Source organism: Bradyrhizobium sp. DOA9 (assembly GCF_000617845.2).
GTDB lineage: Bacteria > Pseudomonadota > Alphaproteobacteria > Rhizobiales > Xanthobacteraceae > Bradyrhizobium.
On sequence record NZ_DF820425.1, the window covers coordinates 1,017,117 to 1,037,168 of the forward strand.

A 20,052-nucleotide genomic window follows, 5' to 3' on the forward strand; every position below is an offset into this window, starting at 1 on the left:
AGCTACCTTTGGCACGGACGGACGCCCTATCCTGGATCGTTAGACATCCCCTTTCACAGTCCCGTTAATTTCATCCTCCGTGCTACTACGGATATTAAAGAGAAGTTTGCGGTTCTGCTGCATGCAGCTGCGTTTTTCGGAAAAACCGCCTCCGCGCTGCGGCGGAGGCAGCCGCGCGGTAAACGAGCCGATAATTGCGGGACGAGGCGCGTGGGAAAGTCCTGCTTGCGAGGAACGATAGCGCCGCCCCGCAGCCAGCTGGGGCGAGCCGCCCGCAACCGGCCGCGCTCTCGCCGCGCGTGCTCTTGGGCGTTGCCGCGATTTGCGCGGTCCACGCTTGAGGTAAACGAAAGGTTACAGCGCGGCCGAAGCGGCTCGCGCGGCGCTAACCGAGCTGCGCGGCCGTCGCAATGTCGGAGCGGGGGCGATGCTCTGCCAGGCAATCGTTGATGGCGGCCAGCAGCGCATGCGGCGTGAACGGCTTGCGCAGACAACGCGCGGCGCCGAGCTCCAGCGCCATCCGCAGGAAGTCGGGCGCCGGCGAGTTCAGGTTTGCGAAAGCGTAGCCGGACATCGCGATCAGCGGAATCACCGGCGCCTGCTCGTGGAAGATCCGGATCGATTCGAACCCGCGCATGTGCGGCATGAAGATGTCGATGATCATCAGATCGAAGTGCATATGCTCGAGCGCGCGCAGTCCGGCTTCGCCGCCCTCGGCGATCGTCACCCGAAAATTGTTGCGTTGGAGGTAGACCTCGATGGCCATGCACACCATCGGGTCATCGTCGACGACGAGAATATGGCGCAGATCCTCTCGCCCCAGTTGAGCTTCCCGTTTCGGCGATTCAACGATTGAACCGTGGGGCACGCCTTTCTCCTTCGGTTTCGATGCGAGTGGAAACGAACGTCGTTTGCGGAAGCGGACGAGGCGACGCGAACCGGCCCGATGGCCAGCGCGGATGCAATGCCTTCCAGCTCCTGAGGCCCCCTTGCCGCTTATCCCCGCTCACGCGTTGCAGGGCGGCCGCCTCGTCAGCGAATCAGTGTGCGCCTCTTAATTCCGCCGCAAATGAGACAACCTGTCTGCCCTCCAACGGGTATATGGACGACGACACAACCTTTAGATTAGTATTTGCGCGCCGCGCAACTGGGCGCGCCCAAAGTCCATCGTACTCGCCGGATTGACCTGCATGATCGTGAGCGGCCCACCGCCCAACCAGCTGCTGCAACTGCTCGACGCGGCGGATTTCGATTTGCTGCGTCCGCATCTCGCGACGGTCGAAATGGTCAGCAAATCTGTCGTGGGCGAGGTCGGCATTGCACCGAGACATGTCTACTTCCCGCACGCTGGATCCGTTTCGATCAGAGTGAGCCTGTCCGAAGGACAGACAATTGAAATTGCGCTGCTGGGCCGCGACAGCGTCGTGGGAACCGGTGCGGCACTTGCCGACGGCATCTCGCCGATGGACGCGGTTGTGCTGTTCCCGGGAGTTGCTTCCGCACTCGAAATCGGGGTTTTCCGCGCGATCGCGGCGTCAAGCACGCGGTTTCGCAAGCTGATGGTCCGCCACGAGCAGGTCATGCTCGCGCATGCGCAGCAATCGCTGCTCTGCAATACGTCGCATCCGGTCGAGGCGCGGCTCGCGCGCTGGCTGCTCCGCGCCCACGACCTGTCCGACGGCCCGATCCTACCGCTGACCCAGGAGGCGCTGGCGCAGATGATCGGCGTCCGCCGCAACGCAATCTCGCTGGTCGCGCATGCGCTGCAGCGGGCCGGCATCATCCGCTACAGCCGTGGCCAGATCGAGATCGTCGATCCGCACGCGCTGCTGACGACATCCTGCGGCTGCTATTCGGCAGTGAAGGCGCATCACCTGCGCCTGATGGGAGCGGTGGCGTGATGGGGGCGCGATGCAGCATCCGTATGACGACGTGCACGCAGCATCGACGCATCGCCAGGCCGGACAACTTGTCTCAATTGCCAATATATCCCACCGCGAAGATGATGGAACTTACCCGCGCTCGGCGCGAATGCGCGCGTTGCGATTCCCAGTGCAAGGTCCGGGGGAGGCAGCTTTGGAAAACATGGCGCGTCCGTCCAACGGTTTCCTGTCCGCATTGTCGGCAGACGATTATGAGTTGATCCGCCCGCACCTGCGAACTGTGGACCTGCCCCACGGAGCGGTGCTGGTCGAGACCGGCGAGACGCTCAGGCGCGCCTACTTTCCTCACCGCGGTGTCATCTCGCTGGTGGTTGAACTGGCCAAAGGCGAGCATGTGCAAGTCGCCATGATCGGCCGTGGCAGCCTGCTCGGAACGCTTGCCATCGTGGGCGATGCGTGTGCGTTGAACACCGCCATCGTGCTGGTTCCAGGCGTCGCCTCCGTGGTGGATCTGGACCGCCTGCGCATGGCCGCCGACCAGAGCAGCGCCCTGCGCACGCAGCTCACGCGCCACGGGCTGGCGATCTACGCCCAGGTCCAGCAGACCGCGGGCTGCAACGCCGCCCATCCGGTGGAGTCGCGGCTGTCGCGCTGCCTGCTGCACACTCATGACCTGTCGGGCGAGTCGCGTCTGCTGCTGACCCAGGAGACCATGGCGCAGATGATCGGGGCCCGGCGCAACAGCGTGTCGCTGGTCGCCAACTCCCTGCAGCAGGCCAATTTCATCCACTACAGCCGCGGACACATCCAGATCACCAACCTGGACGGGCTGCGCCAGACGGCGTGCGAATGCTACGCCGCCGTGAAGGGCCAGTACGACCGTCTGCTCGGCTCGCCCTGAACGCCGCGGTCGCTTGGTAAACCGGGGGCTAATGCCGCTCTGCAAACACCGGCCATCCCGCTACCGGAACTGAAATTCGAATGCCATAGACACGCGACATGCCTCGCGCGGCAACGTGCCGCGCGGCAACGAACCGTGATCAAGGCAGACAAGGCCATGTTTGACGTCACCGTCGCGCCTGCGAAGGCGCTCGATGCCGAACCCGCGCGCGAGCCGAGCGCGTACGAAGCGCTGGTACGCGAGATCGGCGAGGACGGCGCCGGCGAAGTGCGTATCGTGTTCTGGAGCGATACCTGCGCGCGCCTGCAATTGCTCCGCACGCTCTCGCCTGCGCGGCACCACGCCAGGATCGCGCGCGAAGCGCATTCGTTGAAGAGCGCGGCCGGTACGTTCGGCTATCTCAGGCTCGCGGCGTTGGCGCTGCGGCTGGAGAAAACCGCGGAGAGCCTCGGCGCCGGCGAATTCCACGCGCTACTGGACTTGATGGACGCGGCCTACGCCGCCGCGCATGCGCAGGAGCCGCAAGGCTAGCTCGCTTCTGACGCTCCCTCGTCGCGCTACTTCGCGTGGAAAACCCTCCGAACTACCCGCACGTGCATTCCCGCCGTACTTCTACGGCTTGCGATTTTCACAGATGGCTAATCATAGCTGGCGATAGTCCCGGAAAACCAGGAGGGTTTTCCATGTTCACCTACGAGACCGCAGACCAGAAGGAGGTTCGTCGCTTCCGGATCGCACAGTTCAACGGCCGGATGGCGACGGTGAAGGCCGGCGGGTCGACCGTGACCGGTTTCGTGCGCTCGGTGCTGGAGCAGGAATCGAGCATGCCTCCCCGCTGGACCATCACGATCGTTCCGAGCGCGCCGAAGGAAGAGATCAAGCCGCTGCGTCCCGCCTCGCGCGCGCGTCCGTTCGCCGAAGACTACTTCTGAGCGCCACGGATTTCCAATCTTTCGAGATGGATTTCGGCATCTCGTCCGCGCCGCCCGACGGCGGCGCAACCGGCCCGGCTCAGTCGATCGAATGCAACAGCGCCGCACGGACGAGGTCCGCGGTGTTGCGCGCACCGAGCTTGCGCATCGCCTCGGCGCGATGGCTCTCGAAGGTGCGCGGACTGATCTGCATGCGAAGCGCGCCCTGCTTGTTCGAATAGCCTTCGCTGATCAGCCTCAGAACCTCGCGCTCGCGCTTGGTCAGCCGCTTCTGGCCGGAGGGGCCGAGCAGACCGGCGGTCGGCGCGCGCGGCGGCTGCAGCACGCGGGGGGCCTTCGATTCCGCCTCCTCGGTGCTGGACGGGGTCGGCAAGCCGCCCTTGTGAGGGCCGGCGAGCTGCTTGACCAGGCCGCAAACACGCTCGGTCTGGGCCAGCGCGTTCTCCACCACCCGCTGCAGATAGGCACGATCGCCCGAAGCGGGGACGAGCTGATCGCTGTGATGCTTGATCTCGCCCATGTAGAGCAGCAGCGCCGTCAGGGGGCCGTTGAGCTCGCGAGCGATGGCGGCCGCCATTTCGTCGGCCGCCATCGCTCGAACGGCGCTCAGGCGAACGAAATCGGGCTCTTCAGCTGAAGCAGCGCTGCTTTCGTGCCGCTCAGACGGCCGCGAATCGATGGCCGTATCGTTGTGTGACCCCATGTCACTCGTTTACCGGAACCGGGGCGGGTCTGTGGTTAACTTTCTAATCCGTAAGACTACGGTGATTTGGGCCGTTCTGCGCTAAAATGACGACTTCGGCACAATTTGTGCTTGCGGCATGCCGCATGCGACCATGTAGCGGTTGAGTTTGCTGCCGAAATCCTTGGTCTGCGGCGGCGAAAGGCCCCTCGGCCCGCCTTGCTCCGACGTCCGCCCCCCGGATTTTACGGATTAATTAACGGCGACTTGCTTCTTTAGGGAGGTTGAGAGCGCGCAAATGCCTCCACGCATTGGGCCCGCGAGCCCGCGGGCCACGCTGCGAAAGATTGCGTGCCATGAACGAGATCGATCGGCTGTCGGAATTTCTGCAGAGGCTGACGCCGCTGTCGCGCAGCTGTCTGCTCAGCGAGCTCGAGCGGCTCGAGCTGTGCGGTATCGACATGCCGGGCTCGGCCGACGTCCAGGCTCGCTTGCGCGCCGAATTCCGCAAGGACGGATCGACCCAGGCGCGCGCCACCAGCCCGTCGCGCTATTTCTTCGCGCCGCTCGAGCTGCTGCTGATCGACGGCGCGCCCGAGCATGCCAATATGGGGCGGATCTCGCGCAATACCCTCACCCCGATCTGGGAATGGATCTGCCGCGACCTGCTGCCGACCATGGCGCGCGACTACATCAAGGCGATCAGCGACCAGGTCGCCGCCAACAATCCGAAGGAAGTGCAGAAGATCGCCTCGACCTTCCAGACCAAGGTCGTCAAGGTCCTCGAGAGCACGCTCAATTCGCCCGAGAGCGCCGAAGCTGCGCGCGCCAAGCTCGCGCAATATACGGCCTCGCGCACCGCCTTCGACGACGTCTTGAAGATGCTGCAGGTGTTGCGCGCCGGCGATGCGCTGCCGAAATTCAACGAGAAGCTGCCCGAGACGATCGCGAAGTTCGACGACGGCCGGGTCGCCCAGATCACGGCGCAGCTCGACGCCTTCAAGAAGGCCCATCCCCAGGCGCTGCCCTTCGCGCTGGCGCTGGTGGCGCGACGCCTGAAGACGTCATGGCAATTGGTGCGGCTTGCCACCAGGGCCGCTGCGAGCAAGGCCGCCGCAGACGTCGCCGTCACCCCCTATGCCTGCGTCGTTCCCATGGTCCTCGACCGGCTCGACGACAAGCGCCTCGCGCTTCGGGTCGCACTCCGGAACAACCGGGTGCTGGTCGCCCGCGAGTTGCTCGCCGACATCTACGACACCGAATATGCGCTCAAGGTCCGCATCGACGGCATCGAGCATTGCGAGTGGGGCGTCCGCCTCCAGCAATTGATGGACGCGATCGCGGCATTGGTGTCCGCCGAGGTGAGCCGCTTCCCCGACAATGTCGGCCACATTCTCGGCTCGCGGCGGCTGCGCAGCCACGACACGCTCGGCGGCAAGCTGACCTATCTGGCCTGGAAGGGCCGCGACGCGGTGCAGGACGGCGCGGCGGCGCTCCGCAAATTGATCGGGCAGACCTAGATCGGGTTCGGCGAAAGCCACAGCGCGCCGCACGGCTAACGCGGCAGACACAGGAAGCGATCGATGAATCGCCCTGACAGCACGAACCTGAACCACCAATACATCATTCGCCGCATCGACATCGCTGTAGTCCTCGACAGCCTCCACCGGCTCGGCGGACCTTTAGCGCGAGTGCAGCAACGCGCGTGTGAGGTGCTTCACATTCCTGGCCGCTCGCCCGGACCCGTTGTCGCAGAACCGTCACGGGCAGATGGCCGCGATGCGGCATCGCGGGAGACGCAGCATGAACGCCGCCGCCGATTAATGTTGCGCCGCCGTCATCGCTGCCCTGGAACACGCCGCGAGGGCATCGTTCGATGCCGCCGGCCGGCAGGTCGCACGCCGATCTGCGCGCGGAGGCATTTCACCTGCAACAACCGGCGCTGCGCGCGTGGTGCTCCGGTATGCGGATTCTTTTCGAAGATTCTGTCGACAAATTAGCTCGAATTGCAGGGCTTAACGTTACTCAGATAATTCAAGAACGACGTGAAGCTCTCCTTATTTGAACCCACGCTCCGCGGTTATGAAACCGTCACGGAACGGGAGTGGTGTTGGAATGAACGATGGGATGATTGAGCTCGTCGGACGAAGGCCTGTGACCTTCGGACGACGAAAGGTGACGCCGCGCGCCTGCGTGGCCGACAGCAAGCGTCACTTGCGCGCCTTCCTCAGCGAGATCCTCGAAGATCTCGGCTTCGTCACCTGCGAATGCGCCAGCGCCGACGAGCTCAAGACCGTGCTCGCCAGCGAATTGCCCGACCTGATCCTGCTCGGCGTCGCCGCCGACGGCATCGAGCCGGGACGATTCCTCGAAATCCTGGTGCGCGAGGCGTTTGCCGGCAAGGTCCTCGCCGTCGGCGCCCGCGACTCGATCATCGTCAAGGCCGTGCGGCAGGTCGGTGAGGAATACGGCCTTGCGATGCTGCCGCCGCTGACGACGCCTTTTGCCGCCGAGACGCTGCGCGAGCGCGTCGCCATGCTGCTGCCGGAGGAGCCGGCGCCGAGCCCGGCCGTGCATGTCGGCGAGGCCTTGCATGCCGGCTGGCTCGAGCTCTGGTACCAGCCCAAGATCGACGCGCGCACGCTGGTGCGCAACGGCGCCGAGGCCCTGGTGCGGATGCGGCATCCGACCTGGGGCGTGGTGCCGCCGGCCTATTTCATCCCGGAGCCGCACGATCCGCATTTTCGCGAGCTGTCGGAGTTCGTGATCGATCGCGCCATGCAGGACTGGCACTATCTTCTCGAGCAGCAAAGCCCGGTCGACTTGGCGATCAATCTTCCCGCCGCCTATCTCAGGGAGCCGCAGGCGGTGCGCGATCTCTGCCGCCGCGTGCCGACGCATCCGGCCTTCGGCGGACTGACGGTCGAGATCGACAGCGAGGAGGCGATCCGCGAGCTCGATCTCCTCGCCGAGGTCGCGCGCGAGGTCGGCCTGCACAATATCGGCCTGTCGATCGACAATCTCGGCGCCAACTGGCCACAGCTGATGGAGCTGGACAAGATTCCCTTCGTCAAGCTGAAGGCCGACCGGCAATTCGTCACCGGCAGCGGCGGCGACCGGCTGAAGCGCACGGTGTGCCGTCACATCGTCGAGCTGGCGCAGGGATTTGGCGCGCACGCCGTGGCGCAAGGCGTCGAGAGCCGCGCCGACCTCGTCGCCGCGAGCGAGCTCGGCTTCGATGTCGTGCAGGGCTTCCTGTTCGGCAAGCCGATGCCGCTGAAGAAGTTCGCGAAGGCCGCGCTGACGCGCACGGTGATGGGGCAGGCGTGAGGCCTAGCGGCAGACCCAGACGCCGTTGACCAGCACGCGGACGCAGGCGGGCGCCACGACGGCGGCTCCTGCGGCTGCTGCGCCGACGGCCGCGCCACCGACCACGGCACGACGCGTCGTTCGACGTGCGACGCCCGCGACGCTCGCCGGCGTCGCCGGCCGCCCGACGCGGGCTTCCGCGCTCTGGATCGAGACTGAAAGCCCGTCCTCTGCCGACCACTGCACCGAGCCCAAGGCTGCGCAGACAATGATGGCGCCGGCCAACCACAATTTCGTTCGCTGTCGCATGACGTCCTCCTCCGCTGTTCCTGCATTTAGAGGCAGACACCGCGCCGGAACAGGCATTGACCTAGATCAAGGTTTGGCTCACGCAAAGCGCCGCGCGAAGAAGACGCAGGCGACCACGATTGCGGTGGCGGCGATCATGCTTGCTGCGACCGGCTCGCCCAGCAGAAGGCCGGCGAGCGCGAGGCCAAAGAACGGCTGCAGCTGCTGCAGCTGGCCGACACGGGCAATGCCGCCGAGCGCGAGCCCGCGGTACCAGAAGATGAAGCCGACGAACATGCTGAAGACGGAGACATAGGCGAGCCCGATCCAGGCGGGCACGCTGATGCCGCCCCAGACCGGCGGCCACGTCAGCACGGCGAGCGCCAGCATCAGGGGCAGCGCGAGCAGCAGCGCCCAGGAGATCACCTGCCAGCCGCCGAGGCGGCGCGACAGCGCGGCGCCTTCGGCATAGCCGAGGCCGCACAGCACGATCGCGGCGACCATGAGCAGATCGCCGGTGAGCGATGCCGCGCCGTCACCGGTGAGGGCAAAGCCGGCCACCGTCGCGCTGCCGAGACCGGCGAACAGCCAGAACAGCGGCCGCGGCCGCTCGCCGCCGCGCAGCACGGCGAAGATCGCGGTCGACAGCGGCAGCAGGCCGATGAAGACGATGGAGCGCGCCGACGTGATGTGCTGCAGCGCCAGCGCCGTCAGCAGGGGAAAGCCGACCACGACGCCGATGGCGACGATGCTGAGCGAGGCGAGATCCCCCCGCTGCGGCCGCGCCTGCCGCAGCACGACGAGCACCGCAGCCCCGATCAGCGCGGCGATGACCGCGCGCGCCGAGGTCAAAAACAGCGCCGAGAAGCCGCCGACCGCCACGCGCGTCGCCGGCAGCGAGCCGCTGAAGATGATGACGCCGAGAAGCCCGTTGCCCCAGCCGCTGGCCGAAGAGTGCATGTTGGTCTCGCTTGGGTGGGAGGCGGCGGAGGTGGTGCCGCGGCGGTGAACGCCTCGCGTGATGGCATGGAACAACAAAGTAGCGAAAACAACCCCATGCACAGTAGACGGGGGTTGCAAGATCAATGGGTTACGTGGGGGGTGGGATGAGGTGCGGGTCGGGCAGGGTTTCGGGAGGCAAAAAGCCGATGGATCGTGGTTTGACGCGCCTGTCCGGCGCACCGACGCGAGCCGATGGGAATTGGCGGCGATGGTTGCGGCCCATTACGAATGAGGTCTCCCGTGATTTGCTTCGTCGGGCAAAACAGGAGCATAGTGACATCATCGCAGGAGGTCGGACAGGCCGCGTTCTGGCTGGTCCTTTCGGACGCGAGCGAGTTGAGTGGTCAACGCTAAGTCGAATTTTTTCGGACGTCGGCCGCTGAACAACTTCGTTTGGTCGCTGTCACCGTAACACCGGGGTTGGCAGAGGCGAATCACTTACGTTGAGTGTCAATCGGCATGAAATTTTGCGAACGGTTGACACGAGGTTTTGCGTAGGCCTCGGCGTACCGAATATATGAACGCCATACGATAAGCACAGTTGGGTGGATCCCAACCCGCCGTCCAGTTCATTGTTTTTGCTACTCTTTCCGCGACAAACTTGAAGGCGTCTGTAGCGCGTTTCTAGCGAATTAGAACAGTCGGGAAAGCGAAATTAGAGTTCTTCGTCTTTTCTCGACCTCTGAGGCAGCAGGGCCGATTGGGAGCCGCACCTTGATGCCTTCCAAAGCTGGCTTCGTAAGTGTGGCTGAAGCCGAAACATTTGAAGCCAATCGACGCAGAGCGGGCTCTGCGACCTGCGCAAAACACCAGAGATTTACGTCGGATGACGGCAAGAGAACTGCCCCGTGGTGGTTGCAAAAGAAGCTGCCCTTTTCAATGACCTGCACCGAACCGGACGAACCGTCCATAGAGACCACGAGCGCAGGCCCGTTGAATTTGGTTGCGAATGCTCCGTTGTCGCGCTTTAGGGTGTCATCGGCCTTAAACCTGGGAACGCCGCGGCCGCCACCATATACCGGCGAACCACTTTCCGACGCGGACTGATAGATCATGGCTTCAGTTAGTCCGGTGTCACCCTTCACCACCGGCTTAAACAGGGCGTCCAAGGTTGTAGGTGGATCGACTTCGGTCTCATCGAATTCAATTCCATGATCGAGCAGAAATTCCACTTCTTCTGCAAACGGTAGCGGCAGGGAGACGAGGTCTCCCTTTGCAAACGCCTCCACCTGGTCAGCTCTGTGCTTCCATTCGGCGAATGGAATGGACTTTAGTTCGGCACGCAGCGGGATGTCGGGCAGAAGCACGATCCCCCGTTCGGCGTGTAACAATGCGGGTGGATGAAAAACGCCATGCTTGGGGCCTAGCGGTTCACCAAACTCATTCGTCGCCTCCGCTGGTGACGTTCCATTCACCAGGGATTGGAACAGCTTGCTCGGATGTTTGAAGCCTTCGCTGTCTATCCATTCTGAAAGATCATCGTGCATCCACTCACCTGACGGGGCGCGCTTGTCAGTAGGGTATCGCTTGTCGCTGTTCGCAAACCCATCATTGTCCACGATGAACATATTGATGTTCTCGTGCTGTGCTGCGGTAGCGAGCGTCTGCCACGTGCCTGCTTCACCAACCAACGGCTTCTTGCGCCTCTGAGCGATCACGATGGCCGTTCGTTGCTGGGTATAGGGAGCGAAGGCGTGCTTCGGTAGGGAAATCACGTCGGTGATCATCGCCTGGTCTAACAAGGCGAAGCGGGTCTTCGCTGATCGCGGGTTCTCAAGAACGCCAGTGGGCAGAACAATAAGCAGCCAGCCTGTGCCCTTTTTCAGCGTCGCGAGAGCTTTCAGCAAGAACGCTTCTTCGATACGTCCGTAATTTGAGGTGCCATAGGGAGGATTGGTGGCGATGATATCGAAACCATCCTTCGGGAAGGTTGTTGCGCTTGAGCCGGCTAGCGAATCGAAGCCCCCCCGGATGGAGCTGAAGCCATCGCCGGCGAAGTACATGTTCACTCTCGCTCGGGACGCATTGGCGTGGCCGATGTCATAGCCAAAGAACGCATTCTGCGCGAATGCCTTCAGATTTGAGGTGGATGGGTGATGGTCGTTACGCACCCTCCTCAGCATCTCAGTTAGAAATCCGCCAGTGCCACACGCTAAGTCGGCAATCTTCTTCGACCTGATCGAAGAAAAAGACTTATCGAAGCCCGCGCGTGAAAAAAGTATCGGAAGAACACCAGCGATGATGTGACGACCAGTGAAGAACTCTCCCAGTTTCTTCTTTGTCGCTTCGTCGCCGATCGCTTGATACACCTCTCCAAAAATATCGAAGTCGGCGCCGGCGAGCGGAGGCAATTGGTCAAGCAAGTCGAATAGCTTCAGAAAGAAGCCCTGGCCTTTCTCAATAGTCCCAAGTACCTCGACAAACGAGAATGCGACTTCGAGCGTGTCACTTTTCTCGTGGAAGTCGAAAATGTCGCCGTACTTGCCCTTCAGCTCCTTGGTTGACAGGACTCGCTTTGCCAGCGTTTCAAACCGCTCACCAATAGCGTGGTCAACGGATTGCGCCCCCGGCGAGAACCGCGGCATCTCGCTCCAGCTACCCCAATCCGGCTGCTGCTCCACAATGAGCTTGAGCGTCAATATCGCGACCGTGAAGTCGATAGGCGTTCGGCCGGAAGAAAGAGTGGCGATGTTTCGATAAAGCGTTTTCAACTTCGGTAGGAGCGCGCGCAGGTCCTTAACGTTGGCAGCACCGTTGCCAGCGGTGAACACCCCGTTTGCGGCAATGCCCGCTTGAACAAACTCTGCTTTTGGAAAGGAGTCGCGGAGTTCTTGCCCGTCGACCTTGATCGGAACCCATTTCCCATCATTAGTGTAAATCGCAATTCGCAGTTCTTTGCCATTAAATCCGGCGGCGATGAACGGCAGTGCCGGCTCATTTGGCAGGCTCTTCCGCAGACCCTCAATATAGAACTGCGCTTCGGCGAGAGCATCGGCTGCTGTTTCAGCCGGTCCCTTATTCTCCCACACGCAAATCGGCTTCTCAGCATCAGCAACGTGCAGGAGGATGTCGGGGTAACCCGCGGCCTTAGCCGCTTTGGTTTTGCTGGGCCAGTGCTTGCGCAACAGTGGGCTCTTGCACTGCCGCATCGTCAGCTCATAGCCAGCTTTCTTGAGCTGCGCCATCGCCAACACTTCCACTTCCGGCTCGTTCTTAAGACTTTTGCCGGTAAGCAGTGAAACTAGGCCCATCATGATTGCGAGTACCCCTTATGCCTTCGCAACGGGCATCTATTCCGATTTGGCCTCGCACTTCAACATTGGCTTATTGCAGTTGGACGGCAGAAAGGGCCGCCGCCGCGCCGACCAGGATTGGCGACGCATAGCTTCCCAATCGATCAAACAGGAGAGCGAACCGGTCGCAGCAAGAAGGCGGGAAGATGTGAGTGATCGCCCGACTCGGCGTCGGCCTCGCGCTCGCGGCGCGGCTGGGGACGCCCGATTGATGGCACGTGGGGCGGGTTGGCCTGTTGGCGCGACCTGCCGCGCGGCTCGGATGATGACCGAGCTTCACGAGGCGGCCGGGCTTCGACGGCGAGTCTTGCGCCCACCGAGCGGCTTGCCTCGGACGGTTGTGGCGCGTCGCGACCAGACTCTTGGCCACGACGCGTCTTGCCGCGTCCCCCGCGGGAGCGTTCGCGTTCCCGTCCGCGCGACTCGCGTGGGCGCTCACCCGGTTCGGCCGTGCCTTCCTGCACCTCGAAGTCGCCCTCGGCCCGCGGGATGCTCTGGCCGATTAGCTTTTCGATTGCCACCATGGACTTTTGGTCGAGCCGGGTGACGAGCGAAATCGCCATGCCGGAGCGACCTGCGCGGCCGGTGCGGCCGATGCGGTGGACGTAATCGTCGGCGTGATGGGGAACGTCGAAGTTAAAAACGTGGCTGACCTCGGGAATGTCGAGGCCGCGGGCGGCGACGTCGGAGGCGACGAGGAGGGGCAGCTCACCCTTGCGGAACTGGTCGAGCGCGGCCATGCGGGCCGGCTGGTCCATGTCGCCGTGTAGGGCGCCGACGCTGAAGCCGTGCTTCTGCAGCGATTTGTGAACGATCGCGACCTCGCGCTTGCGATTGCAGAAGATGATCGCGTTCTTGAGGTCCTTGGCCTCGCGCAGCAGGCGGCGAAGCAATTCGCGCTTCTCGTGCGCCTCGCGGCCGGCAGGAACCTGAAACTGCGTCACCGTGACCGCGGTGGTGGCGGGCTTGGAGACCTCCACCTTCTGCGGATTGTGCAAGAAGGCCTCGGTGATACGCCGAATTTCCGGCGGCATGGTCGCGGTGAAGAACAGGGTCTGCCGGGTGAAGGGGACGAGCTTGCAGATGCGCTCGATGTCGGGGATGAAGCCCATGTCCAGCATGCGGTCAGCTTCGTCGATAACCAGTAGCTCAACCCCGGTAAGTAGGAGTCCACCGCGCTCGGTATGGTCGAGCAATCGGCCGGGGGTTGCGATCAGAACGTCGACGCCGCGCGTCAGCTTGGCATCCTGGTCGCCGAAAGAAACCCCGCCGATCAGGAGGGCAACGTTGAGCTTCTGGCCCGCACCATAGCGGTCGAAGTTCTCCTTAACCTGGGCCGCAAGCTCGCGGGTCGGCTCAAGGATCAGCGTGCGCGGCATGCGCGCCCGGGCGCGGCCCTTTTCAAGGATGGTGAGCATCGGCAGCACGAAGGCCGCGGTCTTGCCGGTGCCGGTCTGGGCGATGCCGAGCACATCCTTGCGTGCAAGGACGTGGGGGATCGCCTGTTCCTGAATGGGGGTGGGAGTAGTGTAACCAGTAGCCGCCACTGCGGCGAGGACCTTTTCGGACAGTCCAAGATGGGAAAAAGACATTGAGCCTCTGATTAGACTTCACGTCGAACCGGCAGCTCGGATCGAAGGGAATTGGCGCTCGGCCTGGAAGGCGGGCTTGTGCAAGCTTAGGGGGTCCGTCTAACGACCACGGAACAACCGTTCAGTCCCCGCTGCAGCGCAACCATAGGGAAAAAGGGGCTGAAGGTCAATTGACGAGCTGCAGCACGCTTTCCTCCGCCGTATGAATCTATATGTCCGATTGGTTCTCGCGAAAATTCTGACGAAAGGCCATTGGCAAGTTAACTCAGACTACATCGCCGAGAGGGGGAGTTTGAACTTCCGATAGGCCGCACTTATACCGCGTTTCGAGCGCGGTGCATTCAATCATTCTGCCACCTCTCCTGAAGGCGCCATTGAGAGGTTGCTGCCCTGCCGCGAGCGCAAGAGTTGCATACGTCGCGGCAATCGATCTATCCCAGCGGCATTCCCCCCTAATACAGCAGCTCCTCGTACACCGGCTTACCGTCGAGCAACAGCCGCTTGATCGCCGCGCGGCCTGAGGGGAGCACGGCGGCGACGATGCGCAGCTTCTGCTGGTTGCGGGCCTGCTCGAGCGTCCTGCCCTCGCCTTCGGGCACGAAATAGCTTTCGAGACCGTATTTGATCGGCAGCTTGTCGCAGAACCTTCGGCGGTCGTCGCCGCAGGACCCGCCATAATTTCCGACGCGGCCGCGGATCAGCACTTCGGGGGCCGTGACCGGGACGGGCTCGGCATGCACCGAGACCGCCTGATAGACGCCGTCGGCCTTGGGCGCCAGCTTGACGAAGACATCAGGATGGCGCGCGTCGGACGGCTTGCCTTTGAGCGCGCCGGCCGGCACTTGCGAGATGTCGTAACGGAGCACGACGTAATCGCCGCGCAGGAGATCGCGGGGATCGACGGGCTGGGTCTGCAAGGTGACCTCGACGCCGTTGCGCAGGATCTGCATGCGATCGGCGACCATCAGGACCAGCAGCGCGCATTGCAGCAGGACGGCGATGCCGAACAGCACGGCATTCGGGATGCGCTGCCAGAACGCCGCGAGAGATGCGATCAGCCCGGTCATCGCGCGGTCCTCGGCAGCAGACGGTTGAGCGCGGTGGCGAAGACGACGGCCGCGACGCCCGCCGCTGCCAAGAAGGCCGAGCGGCGCAGCAGCGAGCCCTTCACGGCCCAGGTGATGCCGGCGATCACGCCGGCGATGCCGAGCCAGCCGGCGACGATGCGCGGGCGCACGTCGTCGAGCATGCCGGAGACGACGAGACACAGCATGGCCGCGAGCAGCGCGGCATAAGCGAGCCAGGATTCGCCGGCCATGGAGGCCGGCCAGACCGGCGCCGCGAGCAGGACCAGCGCGATCGCAGCTGCTGCAAGCAGCTCTCCCGCGCGCCGGGTGATGGCAGCCGAGGCCAGCGCCAGGATCACGCCGGCAATTCCGCACGCGATCGCCCAAAGCGGCTGGCCCGCCCGCGAACCTTCGCGGAAGCGGACGAGATCGTCGACCGTCGTCACCTCCAGGAACGCGGCGACGGCCAGTGAAAACGCGCCGTAAATCGACAGGACGCTGCCGAGCCGGAGCGCCCGCGGCGACGGCGCGGCGGCGATCGCGAGCCCGGCGCCGAACAGCAGGGCCGCACCGTTCGCGAGCACGAAAGACGGCTGGGCCCCGTCGAGCTCGAAGCGAAGCGACGTCGCGATCCACCACGGCAGCGCCGCGACCGCAACGAGGTGGGCCGCGACGCGGGAATGCCAGGCGAAGGCGAGTGCGGCGGCGAACAGCCAGGCGATCAGGAACGAAAGATGCAGGACGTCGGGCGCATCGGTGATGCGCATGCAGGTCCAGACCGAGGCAGACGCGAGTCCGACGGCGAGCGCACCGCGCGAGCCGGTCAGCATCGCGGTGGCCAACGCGCCGATCGACCACAACAGCATGCCGCCGGCAAAGTCGTCGCCGAGGTGGTACATCTGCCCGACCAGCGCGATGCCGGCGCCGAAGATGATCGCACCGACGCCGGCACAGAGATCGGCGAGAACGCTGCGCTGCCTCGCGGCGAACCAGGCGCCGAGGCCGCCGGCGACGACCATGCCGGCGAGCAGGATCGCGAACCGCACGAGGCGCGCGATCTCGGTCCAGTGCGCGGCCACGAAGGCGAGGAACGCGGCCGCAATCAGGAGGCCGCCGACGATGGCGACGACCATTGCGATGTTGATGCCGGGCGAGAGCGGCGGCAGCGCGTTACGGATGGAGACGGCGGCCGCCGGCGCAATCACGCCATCGGCTTCCCATTGCGCAAGATCGGCTTCGAGGCGCTGCCGGTAGGCTTTGTCGAACATGGTCGTAGATCACCTGCCGCCAGTCGGCCGGCGGGACGTTGCTTGGTCGGATCGTGCGGGCGGTGGGTTCAAGCCGTCGCCGGTCCGGCAAGATTCGCATCCGCGGCGATACCCTGTCTAGTTCGCCTTGATCCCGGCCTCGCTGATCAGCTTGCCCCATTTCGCACTCTCGCCCTCGATGAAGCGGCCGAACTGCTCGGGCGAGGTCGGGGCGGGCTCGGCGCCGAGGGTGCGGATCTTCTCCGCCACGGCAGGATCCTTCAGCGCCTTGGTGAAGGCCTCGTTCAACCGGGTAATGACATCCGCGGGCGTGCCGGCGGGCGCGACCAGCCCGAACCAGCCGACGGATTCGAAACCCGCAATGCCGCTCTCGGCCAGCGTCGGCACATCGGGCAGGGACGCAAGACGGCGCGCGGAGGAAACGCCGATCGCGTTGAGCTTGCCGTCGAGGATCAGCTGTCGCGAGGCCGGAATATCCAGCACCGCGAAGGGGACATGGCCGGCGAGCACATCGACCGCCGCCGGCGCCGTTCCGCGATACGGCACCAGCTCCATCGCGATCCCGCTTCTCTGCGTGAACAGCGCGGCGGTCAAATGCATCGCCGTCGAGTTGCCGCCATGCCCGATCGACAATGCCCCGGGCTTCGCCTTGGCGAGCGCGATGGTCTCCGCAGGTGTGCGCGCCGGGACATTCGCGGATGCGACCAGCACGAAGGGAATTTCCGCGAGCAGGGTGATCGGCGCGAGATCCTTCAGCGCGAACGGCATCGCGGCATTGAGGTGCGGATTCACCGTCAGCGCACCGGCCGGCGCGACGCCGAGCGTATAGCCGTCGGGCTTCGCCTGCGCGACCGCGGCCATGCCGATGTTGCCGCCGGCGCCGGCGCGGTTCTCGATCACCAGGCCCTGCTTGAGCTCGGCGGTGACGACAGGCTCGAGCGCGCGGATGACGGTGTCGGCGCTGCCGCCGGGCGGGAAGGTCACGACGATCTTGATCAATTGCTCGGGATAGGCGGCTCGGGCCGCCGCCGGCGGCAACAGTACGAAGGTCGCAGCCGTCAGTGCGGCCAGGATGCGGCGCCTTGCAACGTGAAACACGTTCTCCTCCTTGCGTTCTGTTCTTGGACATCGTTGTCGTGAAGACGGGCCAGCGAGCTGCGCCGGGCCGTCCGCGTCGTCGTGTTACGCCGCAGCGCCGGTGATGCGCGCCAGCAGGCCCAGCGGGTTCTCCGGCGCGGACTGCCCGCGCCAGGCGATGTGCTGGTCGGGCCGCGCCAGCACGAGCTTCTCGGCATAGGCGCCGTTCGCCTCCTCCGGCGCGATGTCGACCAGGGCGAGCGGCACGCCGCGCGCCTCGGCAGCGGATTGCAGCCGCGTCACATCGATCGCCGGGTCGAACCGCAGCAAGGTGTAGCCGGGGCCGAAGGCGTCGTAGAGCGAGCGTCCGTCGCGCAGGAACAGATGCGGCGCGCGGGCGCCGGGCACGGTGGAGGGCGTGAAGCTGCCCATCGCGTAAGGCGGCGGCGTCTCGCCGTCATAGGCGATGATCGGCGAGGCATCGTAATAATAGCCGAAGTTGAGGCCGGCGCAGCAATATTGCTGCACGTTGAGATCGTAGGCCGCTTTCGCCAGCGCCGCGCGCGCCGCGTGGCCGCGCGGCGTGTCGTCCTCGATCTCCGCAGGAACCCCGCCGCGCTGCGCCATCATCTTCATCGCATGGTCCATCGCAAAGCGCGACACCTGCTCGGTGATCGGCTGGCGCTCCGCCTCATAGGCATCGAGGATCGCTATAGGCGCCCAGCCGTTCAGATGCGCCGCCAATTGCCAGCAGAGGTCGACGGCGTCCGCAATGCCGGCATTCATGCCGTAGCCGGCATAGGGCATCCACAGATGCGCGGCGTCGCCGCAGATGAAGACCCTGCGGTCGCGGAAGCGATCGGCGACGAGGCGGCGCCCGACCCAATCCTCCTTGCTGAGCACCTTGTACTCGAACCTCTCGTCGACGCCGAGGATGGCGCGGATGGCCCAGTCGCGATCGACCGAGTCGAATTCGGGCTCATCAGGCTTCAGATGATTGTGGATCAGCCAGCGGTCGTGACCGTCGATCGCAACGACGGTGCCGGAGCGGCGCGGATTGAGCGCGAGCACCATCCACGCCGGCTTGTGCGCGCCCATCAGCTCTTTCAGTTGCGGAACTTCGATGAAGGTCGATTGCACGCGCTGGATCACCGGTGTGCCGGACAGGCTGGCCCCGATCGCTTTTCGAACCAGGGACCGGCTGCCGTCGCAGCCGATCACGAAGCTGGCTTCGATGCGGAGCGAATTGCCGCTGTCGAGATCGCGCGCCAGCGCGACGACGTGGCCATCGTGCTGTTCGATGTCGGTGATTTCCGTGCGGGCCAGGATCTTGATGCGTGATTGCGCGGCGGCATGGCTGAACAGGATCGGCTCGAGATAGACCTGGTTGATCCGGTGCGGCGGCTCGGGCGTCGGCCACCAGGTGTCGGGGCCGCCGGTCGCGCTGTAGCGGCGCGCGCGGGAGGGAATGTCGATGCGGCAAAGCTCGATCCCGGTCGCCGTGGTCCGATAGGAGCAATCGTTGGGGAAGTCCGCCGGCAGGCCCGCATCGCGCAGCTTCGCGGCCACGCCGAGCCGCCGAAAAATCTCCATCGAGCGCGCCGAGACGTGATTGCACTTGACGCTGGGCGGATCGCCGGCGTGACGGATCTCCGCGACGATCACGTCTATCCCGCGCGAGGCGAGATCCATCGCCGCGGTCAATCCGACCGGCCCGGCGCCCACCACCAGCACTTGCGCTCTCATGCTCGCTCCAATCCTTGCCGCGGATTCTTTCCGTTTCTTGCCGTCCGCACAGCATGCATTTTATTGCAGGTCTGTTTATGCGATAAGACGGAAAGAACTCATCAATTCATGAGCTTTCCATATGGATGTCACCTTGCGCCAATTGCGGGCCTTCGCCGGCGTGTACCGGACGCGCAGCATCACGCGGGCCGCCCGTGAGCTCGGCATCACGCAATCGGCGGCGAGCCTGTTGATCCAGCAGCTCGAGGCCCAGCTCGGCGTCAGGCTGTTCGACCGCTCCACGCGCTCGGTGCAGCCGACGCCGGCCGCCATTGAGGCGTTCGCCGCCGCCGAGCGCATGCTGAGCGACGCGCAGGGCCTGTCGCGCCGCATGCGCGACCTCGCGCAGGCCCGCGCCGGCCGCGTCGCGTTTCTCGCCTCGGCCGGCACCGCATCGGCGCTGCTGCCCGCAGTGCTGGCGAAATTCCGCGCCAGCCATCCCGACATCGAGATCGACATGCGGGATGTTGCCGCCGACGATCTCGTGCCACGGCTGAGCACGACAGATGCCGAGTTCGCGATCGGCAGCGCGGAAGGCGAGTTCGCGGACATGACGATCGAGACGCTGACGAGCGGCCGCCTGAGCGCGATCGGCCGCCGCACCGCGGACTTCGCCGCGCGGCGATCCCTCACCTGGGACGAGCTGGCGCAAAAGCCGACCATCGCGATGCGCCGGGAGACGCGGATCCGCATGCAGATCGATCAGGCCCTGAGCGCGCAGGGCAAGCGCCTCGATCCGACCTATGAAGTGACGCTGATCAACACCGCGCTCGCGATGACGGCGCAGGGCCTCGGCCTCGCCATCCTTCCCGCGACGATGCTGCCGGCCGACCAGTTCCCGACGCTGATCGCAAGACCGCTGGTGCGCCCCGCCCTCACGCGCCCCGTGTCGCTGCTGCAGCGCCAGGGCCGGACATTGTCGCCGGCGGCGCAGGCCTTCGTCGCGACGGCGCGGATGGTGCTGACGGCCTAG

17 protein-coding genes and 1 tRNA gene are annotated in these 20,052 nt (G+C 64.6%); 7 read left to right on the top strand and 11 right to left on the bottom strand.

Annotation, left to right across the window (positions count from 1 at the left end):
- Positions 1–385: 385 nt before the first annotated feature.
- Entirely contained in the window at positions 386–868 is a 483-nt protein-coding gene (locus tag BDOA9_RS04660) for a response regulator (protein ID WP_025032790.1), read from the bottom strand.
- Between the two features lie 322 nt (positions 869–1,190).
- On the opposite strand from BDOA9_RS04660, the gene BDOA9_RS04665 reads away from it, so the two are divergent.
- The 4 genes from BDOA9_RS04665 to BDOA9_RS04680 all read left to right on the top strand — a co-directional run bounded on the left by BDOA9_RS04665 (position 1,191) and on the right by BDOA9_RS04680 (position 3,716).
- On the top strand, positions 1,191–1,901 hold the full coding sequence (locus tag BDOA9_RS04665; RefSeq protein WP_025032791.1) for a Crp/Fnr family transcriptional regulator: 711 nt from the start codon (positions 1,191–1,193) through the stop codon (positions 1,899–1,901).
- 184 nt (positions 1,902–2,085) lie between these two features.
- A complete protein-coding gene (locus BDOA9_RS04670) occupies positions 2,086–2,784 on the top strand; it encodes a Crp/Fnr family transcriptional regulator (protein ID WP_025032792.1) in 699 nt (232 codons plus the stop codon).
- 156 nt (positions 2,785–2,940) lie between these two features.
- A complete protein-coding gene (locus BDOA9_RS04675) occupies positions 2,941–3,315 on the top strand; it encodes an Hpt domain-containing protein (RefSeq protein ID WP_025032793.1) in 375 nt (124 codons plus the stop codon).
- 152 nt (positions 3,316–3,467) lie between these two features.
- Complete coding sequence (locus BDOA9_RS04680; RefSeq protein WP_025032794.1) at positions 3,468–3,716, top strand: hypothetical protein; 249 nt, start codon at positions 3,468–3,470, stop codon at positions 3,714–3,716.
- 79 nt (positions 3,717–3,795) lie between these two features.
- Here the strand turns inward: BDOA9_RS04680 and BDOA9_RS04685 are convergent, their stop codons facing one another.
- Complete coding sequence (locus BDOA9_RS04685; RefSeq protein WP_025032795.1) at positions 3,796–4,419, bottom strand: helix-turn-helix domain-containing protein; 624 nt, start codon at positions 4,417–4,419, stop codon at positions 3,796–3,798.
- A 335-nt stretch (positions 4,420–4,754) separates the two neighbouring features.
- Between BDOA9_RS04685 and BDOA9_RS04690 the strand changes: the two genes are divergently transcribed.
- Positions 4,755–5,918, top strand: a complete 1,164-nt coding sequence (locus BDOA9_RS04690; protein ID WP_025032796.1) for a hypothetical protein — start codon at positions 4,755–4,757, stop codon at positions 5,916–5,918.
- Between the two features lie 595 nt (positions 5,919–6,513).
- Positions 6,514–7,728, top strand: a complete 1,215-nt coding sequence (locus BDOA9_RS04695) for an EAL domain-containing response regulator (protein WP_025032797.1) — start codon at positions 6,514–6,516, stop codon at positions 7,726–7,728.
- A 3-nt stretch (positions 7,729–7,731) separates the two neighbouring features.
- On the opposite strand, the gene BDOA9_RS04700 is transcribed toward BDOA9_RS04695, so the two are convergent.
- From BDOA9_RS04700 to BDOA9_RS04740, 9 genes are all read right to left on the bottom strand, one after another.
- Positions 7,732–8,016, bottom strand: coding sequence for a hypothetical protein (locus tag BDOA9_RS04700; protein WP_025032798.1), 285 nt, complete (start codon positions 8,014–8,016; stop codon positions 7,732–7,734).
- A 78-nt stretch (positions 8,017–8,094) separates the two neighbouring features.
- Complete coding sequence (locus BDOA9_RS04705; RefSeq protein WP_025032799.1) at positions 8,095–8,955, bottom strand: DMT family transporter; 861 nt, start codon at positions 8,953–8,955, stop codon at positions 8,095–8,097.
- A 674-nt stretch (positions 8,956–9,629) separates the two neighbouring features.
- Positions 9,630–12,251: an HsdM family class I SAM-dependent methyltransferase gene (locus BDOA9_RS04710; RefSeq protein ID WP_025032800.1), complete on the bottom strand. Its 2,622-nt coding sequence runs from the start codon at positions 12,249–12,251 to the stop codon at positions 9,630–9,632.
- A gap of 143 nt (positions 12,252–12,394) precedes the next feature.
- The gene (locus BDOA9_RS04715) at positions 12,395–13,882 is read right to left on the bottom strand and encodes a DEAD/DEAH box helicase (RefSeq protein ID WP_025032801.1); all 1,488 of its coding nucleotides are present in this window, start codon (positions 13,880–13,882) and stop codon (positions 12,395–12,397) included.
- Between the two features lie 278 nt (positions 13,883–14,160).
- Positions 14,161–14,245: transfer RNA gene (locus BDOA9_RS04720), tRNA-Ser, on the bottom strand.
- A gap of 89 nt (positions 14,246–14,334) precedes the next feature.
- Entirely contained in the window at positions 14,335–14,949 is a 615-nt protein-coding gene (locus BDOA9_RS04725; RefSeq protein WP_025032802.1) for a GDYXXLXY domain-containing protein, read from the bottom strand.
- Positions 14,946–16,217, bottom strand: coding sequence for a DUF2157 domain-containing protein (locus BDOA9_RS04730; RefSeq protein WP_025032803.1), 1,272 nt, complete (start codon positions 16,215–16,217; stop codon positions 14,946–14,948). Before BDOA9_RS04730 ends, BDOA9_RS04725 begins: the two co-directional genes overlap by 4 nt.
- 117 nt (positions 16,218–16,334) lie before the next feature.
- Entirely contained in the window at positions 16,335–17,315 is a 981-nt protein-coding gene (locus tag BDOA9_RS04735) for a Bug family tripartite tricarboxylate transporter substrate binding protein (RefSeq protein ID WP_025032804.1), read from the bottom strand.
- A gap of 84 nt (positions 17,316–17,399) precedes the next feature.
- The gene (locus BDOA9_RS04740; RefSeq protein WP_042335508.1) at positions 17,400–19,040 is read right to left on the bottom strand and encodes an FAD-dependent oxidoreductase; all 1,641 of its coding nucleotides are present in this window, start codon (positions 19,038–19,040) and stop codon (positions 17,400–17,402) included.
- Between the two features lie 121 nt (positions 19,041–19,161).
- Here BDOA9_RS04740 and BDOA9_RS04745 point away from each other — a divergent pair, with 121 nt between their 5' ends.
- Complete coding sequence (locus tag BDOA9_RS04745) at positions 19,162–20,052, top strand: LysR family transcriptional regulator (protein WP_025032806.1); 891 nt, start codon at positions 19,162–19,164, stop codon at positions 20,050–20,052.

What these genes read in the sequence shown, in the direction of transcription:
- BDOA9_RS04690 (WP_025032796.1), top strand. Translation starts at nt 4,755, where the DNA reads ATGAACGAGATCGATCGGCTGTCGGAATTTCTGCAGAGGCTGACGCCG.
- BDOA9_RS04685 (WP_025032795.1), bottom strand. Translation starts at nt 4,419, where the DNA reads ATGGGGTCACACAACGATACGGCCATCGATTCGCGGCCGTCTGAGCGG.
- BDOA9_RS04665 (WP_025032791.1), top strand. Translation starts at nt 1,191, where the DNA reads ATGATCGTGAGCGGCCCACCGCCCAACCAGCTGCTGCAACTGCTCGAC.
- BDOA9_RS04670 (WP_025032792.1), top strand. Translation starts at nt 2,086, where the DNA reads ATGGCGCGTCCGTCCAACGGTTTCCTGTCCGCATTGTCGGCAGACGAT.
- BDOA9_RS04730 (WP_025032803.1), bottom strand. Translation starts at nt 16,217, where the DNA reads ATGTTCGACAAAGCCTACCGGCAGCGCCTCGAAGCCGATCTTGCGCAA.
- BDOA9_RS04745 (WP_025032806.1), top strand. Translation starts at nt 19,162, where the DNA reads ATGGATGTCACCTTGCGCCAATTGCGGGCCTTCGCCGGCGTGTACCGG.
- BDOA9_RS04695 (WP_025032797.1), top strand. Translation starts at nt 6,514, where the DNA reads ATGAACGATGGGATGATTGAGCTCGTCGGACGAAGGCCTGTGACCTTC.
- BDOA9_RS04740 (WP_042335508.1), bottom strand. Translation starts at nt 19,040, where the DNA reads ATGAGAGCGCAAGTGCTGGTGGTGGGCGCCGGGCCGGTCGGATTGACC.
- BDOA9_RS04675 (WP_025032793.1), top strand. Translation starts at nt 2,941, where the DNA reads ATGTTTGACGTCACCGTCGCGCCTGCGAAGGCGCTCGATGCCGAACCC.
- BDOA9_RS04680 (WP_025032794.1), top strand. Translation starts at nt 3,468, where the DNA reads ATGTTCACCTACGAGACCGCAGACCAGAAGGAGGTTCGTCGCTTCCGG.
- BDOA9_RS04710 (WP_025032800.1), bottom strand. Translation starts at nt 12,251, where the DNA reads ATGATGGGCCTAGTTTCACTGCTTACCGGCAAAAGTCTTAAGAACGAG.
- BDOA9_RS04700 (WP_025032798.1), bottom strand. Translation starts at nt 8,016, where the DNA reads ATGCGACAGCGAACGAAATTGTGGTTGGCCGGCGCCATCATTGTCTGC.
- BDOA9_RS04715 (WP_025032801.1), bottom strand. Translation starts at nt 13,882, where the DNA reads ATGTCTTTTTCCCATCTTGGACTGTCCGAAAAGGTCCTCGCCGCAGTG.
- BDOA9_RS04725 (WP_025032802.1), bottom strand. Translation starts at nt 14,949, where the DNA reads ATGACCGGGCTGATCGCATCTCTCGCGGCGTTCTGGCAGCGCATCCCG.
- BDOA9_RS04705 (WP_025032799.1), bottom strand. Translation starts at nt 8,955, where the DNA reads ATGCACTCTTCGGCCAGCGGCTGGGGCAACGGGCTTCTCGGCGTCATC.